The 3,726-nt window shown below is 48.8% G+C and carries 2 tRNA genes and 2 rRNA genes; all 4 read left to right on the forward strand.

The window, feature by feature from the left end:
• Positions 1–180 precede the first annotated feature (180 nt).
• A 16S ribosomal RNA gene (locus ACEN2N_RS18855) occupies positions 181–1,705 on the forward strand.
• 179 nt (positions 1,706–1,884) lie between these two features.
• Positions 1,885–1,958, forward strand: a tRNA-Ile gene (locus ACEN2N_RS18860).
• 135 nt (positions 1,959–2,093) lie between these two features.
• Positions 2,094–2,167 (forward strand) — tRNA-Ala (locus tag ACEN2N_RS18865).
• Positions 2,168–2,381: 214 nt separating this feature from the next.
• Positions 2,382–3,726, forward strand: a 23S ribosomal RNA gene (locus tag ACEN2N_RS18870); the annotation flags it as partial.

Genomic DNA, 3,726 nt, shown 5'->3' on the forward strand with positions numbered 1-3,726 from the left:
ATAGAAGTTCATTGAAATATTGTGGAGATAAGAATCGAGTTCGGGTGAAGACCTGAACGAGAGGAACAAGAATTAAGGAAACATACAATTTAGTATATCGTAAGGTATATATAAGGAATTGAATCGAGAGTCGGGGCCGGGAGAAATCAAGACTTCGTTGGGACGAATATTTACAAAACAACGATGAAGAGTTTGATCCTGGCTCAGGATGAACGCTAGCGGCAGGCCTAACACATGCAAGTCGAGGGGTAACAGGGAGCTTGCTCCGCTGACGACCGGCGCACGGGTGCGCACCGCGTATGGAACCTACCTTGTACAGGGGAATAGCCTTTGGAAACGAAGATTAATGCCCCGTGGTACCACGCCCCGGCATCGGGATGTGGTTAAAGCCTTCGGGCGGTACAAGATGGCCATGCGTCCCATTAGCTTGTTGGTAAGGTAACGGCTTACCAAGGCTACGATGGGTAGGGGCCCTGAGAGGGGGATCCCCCACACTGGTACTGAGACACGGACCAGACTCCTACGGGAGGCAGCAGTGAGGAATATTGGACAATGGAGGAGACTCTGATCCAGCCATGCCGCGTGCAGGAAGAATGCCCTATGGGTAGTAAACTGCTTTTATACAGGAAGAAAAAGAGCTACGTGTAGCTTACTGACGGTACTGTAAGAATAAGGACCGGCTAACTCCGTGCCAGCAGCCGCGGTAATACGGAGGGTCCGAGCGTTATCCGGAATTATTGGGTTTAAAGGGTCCGTAGGCGGGCCGATAAGTCAGGGGTGAAAGTTTGCAGCTCAACTGTAAAATTGCCTTTGATACTGTTGGTCTTGAGTTATAGTGAAGTTGCCGGAATATGTAGTGTAGCGGTGAAATGCATAGATATTACATAGAACACCGATTGCGAAGGCAGGTGACTAACTATATACTGACGCTGATGGACGAAAGCGTGGGGAGCGAACAGGATTAGATACCCTGGTAGTCCACGCCGTAAACGATGGATACTAGCTGTCCGGGGCCTTGAGTCCTGGGCGGCCAAGCGAAAGTGATAAGTATCCCACCTGGGGAGTACGTTCGCAAGAATGAAACTCAAAGGAATTGACGGGGGCCCGCACAAGCGGTGGAGCATGTGGTTTAATTCGATGATACGCGAGGAACCTTACCAGGGCTTAAATGCATATTGACAGGTCTAGAGATAGATTTTCCTTCGGGCAATTTGCAAGGTGCTGCATGGTTGTCGTCAGCTCGTGCCGTGAGGTGTCAGGTTAAGTCCTATAACGAGCGCAACCCCTACCGTTAGTTGCCAGCATGTCATGATGGGGACTCTAACGGGACTGCCGGTGCAAACCGTGAGGAAGGTGGGGATGACGTCAAATCATCACGGCCCTTACGTCCTGGGCCACACACGTGCTACAATGGCAGGTACAGAGAGCAGCCATGTCGCAAGGCAGAGCGAATCTATAAAACCTGTCACAGTTCGGATCGGGGTCTGCAACTCGACCCCGTGAAGCTGGAATCGCTAGTAATCGGATATCAGCCATGATCCGGTGAATACGTTCCCGGGCCTTGTACACACCGCCCGTCAAGCCATGGAAGCCGGGAGTGCCTGAAGTCCGTCACCGTAAGGAGCGGCCTAGGGCAAGATCGGTAACTAGGGCTAAGTCGTAACAAGGTAGCCGTACCGGAAGGTGCGGCTGGAACACCTCCTTTCTAGAGATTGTCATTTAATGACAGTCCCTGACGAAGTGAAGATGGAACTACGGTCCCGGTCTTTTGATTTAATAATAGTTTCTTTAGTAATTGTTCAATTGTTACATCTCCATAATTATGATATATAAGTAATTGCTTTTTTCGCGAGGTATTTATTGCCGAGAGGAAAGAGTAGGGACAGTCCCATAGCTCAGCTGGTTAGAGCGCTACACTGATAATGTAGAGGTCGGCAGTTCGAGTCTGCCTGGGACTACAAACAAGAAAACCGTTTTTCATTAAGCGGGATGTTCATTAAGTATTGAAGGAAATTTTAGAAGTTGGGTATCCCAAGTTGACGTATAGTCATCAATTAACTGATAACTGTTAACTGATACTGACGACTAATAATGGGGGATTAGCTCAGCTGGCTAGAGCGCCTGCCTTGCACGCAGGAGGTCATCGGTTCGACTCCGATATTCTCCACTGGGCGATGCCTAGGGATAATTTAGTTTATTCCCGAAGTATCGTAGATGAGATAGATAGGTATTTAATGCCTATCGTGGCTCACGACAACGTTCATTGACATATTGGAACAGGAGGTAAGACATTTTTAATGTTTTACCGACTAAAAAAGAAAGAAACACGAATCTTTATTAAGTAAAGAGTACGAATAAGATAGAATAGATTAAAGATCTGGCGACAAGCTGGAAAAGGGCGTATGGGGAATGCCTAGGCTCTCAGAGGCGAAGAAGGACGTGATAAGCTGCGAAAAGCTACGGGGATCGGCACACACGATATGATCCGTAGATATCCGAATGGGGCAACCCGGCATATTGAAGATATGTCATGGCGCAAGCCAAGCAAACCCGGGGAACTGAAACATCTAAGTACCCGGAGGAGGAGAAAACAAAAGTGATTCCGATAGTAGCGGCGAGCGAAATCGGATTAGTCCAAACCGTACATGTTCCGGCATGTGCGGGGTTGTAGGACCACGATATTCGACATGTAATGAACTAGAACGCTTTGGAAATAGCGACCATAGAGGGTGATAGTCCCGTATAGGCAAAGAGCATTTAGATAGTGGTATCCTGAGTAGTGCGGGGCACGTGAAACCCTGTATGAATCCGGCGGGACCATCCGCCAAGACTAAATACTCCTGAGAGACCGATAGTGAACCAGTACCGTGAGGGAAAGGTGAAAAGAACCGTGAATAACGGAGTGAAATAGATCCTGAAACCATACGCTTACAAGCGGTCGGAGCCCATATGGGTGACGGCGTGCCTTTTGCATAATGAGCCTACGAGTTACTTTTACTAGCAAGGTTAAGGACTTCAGGTCCGGAGCCGTAGCGAAAGCGAGTCTGAACAGGGCGCCATAGTTAGTAGTAGTAGACGCGAAACCGTGCGATCTACCCATGGGCAGGTTGAAGCTGTGGTAACACATAGTGGAGGACCGAACCCGTTGACGTTGAAAAGTCTTGGGATGACCTGTGGGTAGGGGTGAAAGGCCAATCAAGCTCGGAAATAGCTCGTACTCCCCGAAATGCATTTAGGTGCAGCGTGTAGATAGTTTTATAGAGGTAGAGCTACTGATTGGATGCGGGGGCTTCACCGCCTACCAATTCCTGACAAACTCCGAATGCTATAAAATGTTTCTGCGCAGTGAGGGCATGGGTGCTAAGGTCCATGTCCGAGAGGGAAAGAACCCAGATCACCGGCTAAGGTCCCAAAGTATATACTAAGTTGATATAACGCGGTGGAACTGCATTGACAGCCAGGATGTTGGCTTGGAAGCAGCCATTCATTTAAAGAGTGCGTAACAGCTCACTGGTCGAGCGGTTCCGCATGGATAATAATCGGGCATAAGTATATCACCGAAGCTGTGACTTCATATTAATATGAGGGGTAGGGGAGCATTGTAACTGCGTCGAAGGTGTACCTGCGAGGGATGCTGGAGCGGTTACAAACGAAAATGTAGGCATAAGTAACGATAATGCGGGCGAGAAACCCGCACGCCGAAAGACCAAGGTTTCCCCAGCTATG

The organism is Maribacter spongiicola, assembly GCF_052119685.1.
GTDB classification, from domain to species: Bacteria; Bacteroidota; Bacteroidia; order Flavobacteriales; family Flavobacteriaceae; genus Maribacter; species Maribacter spongiicola_A.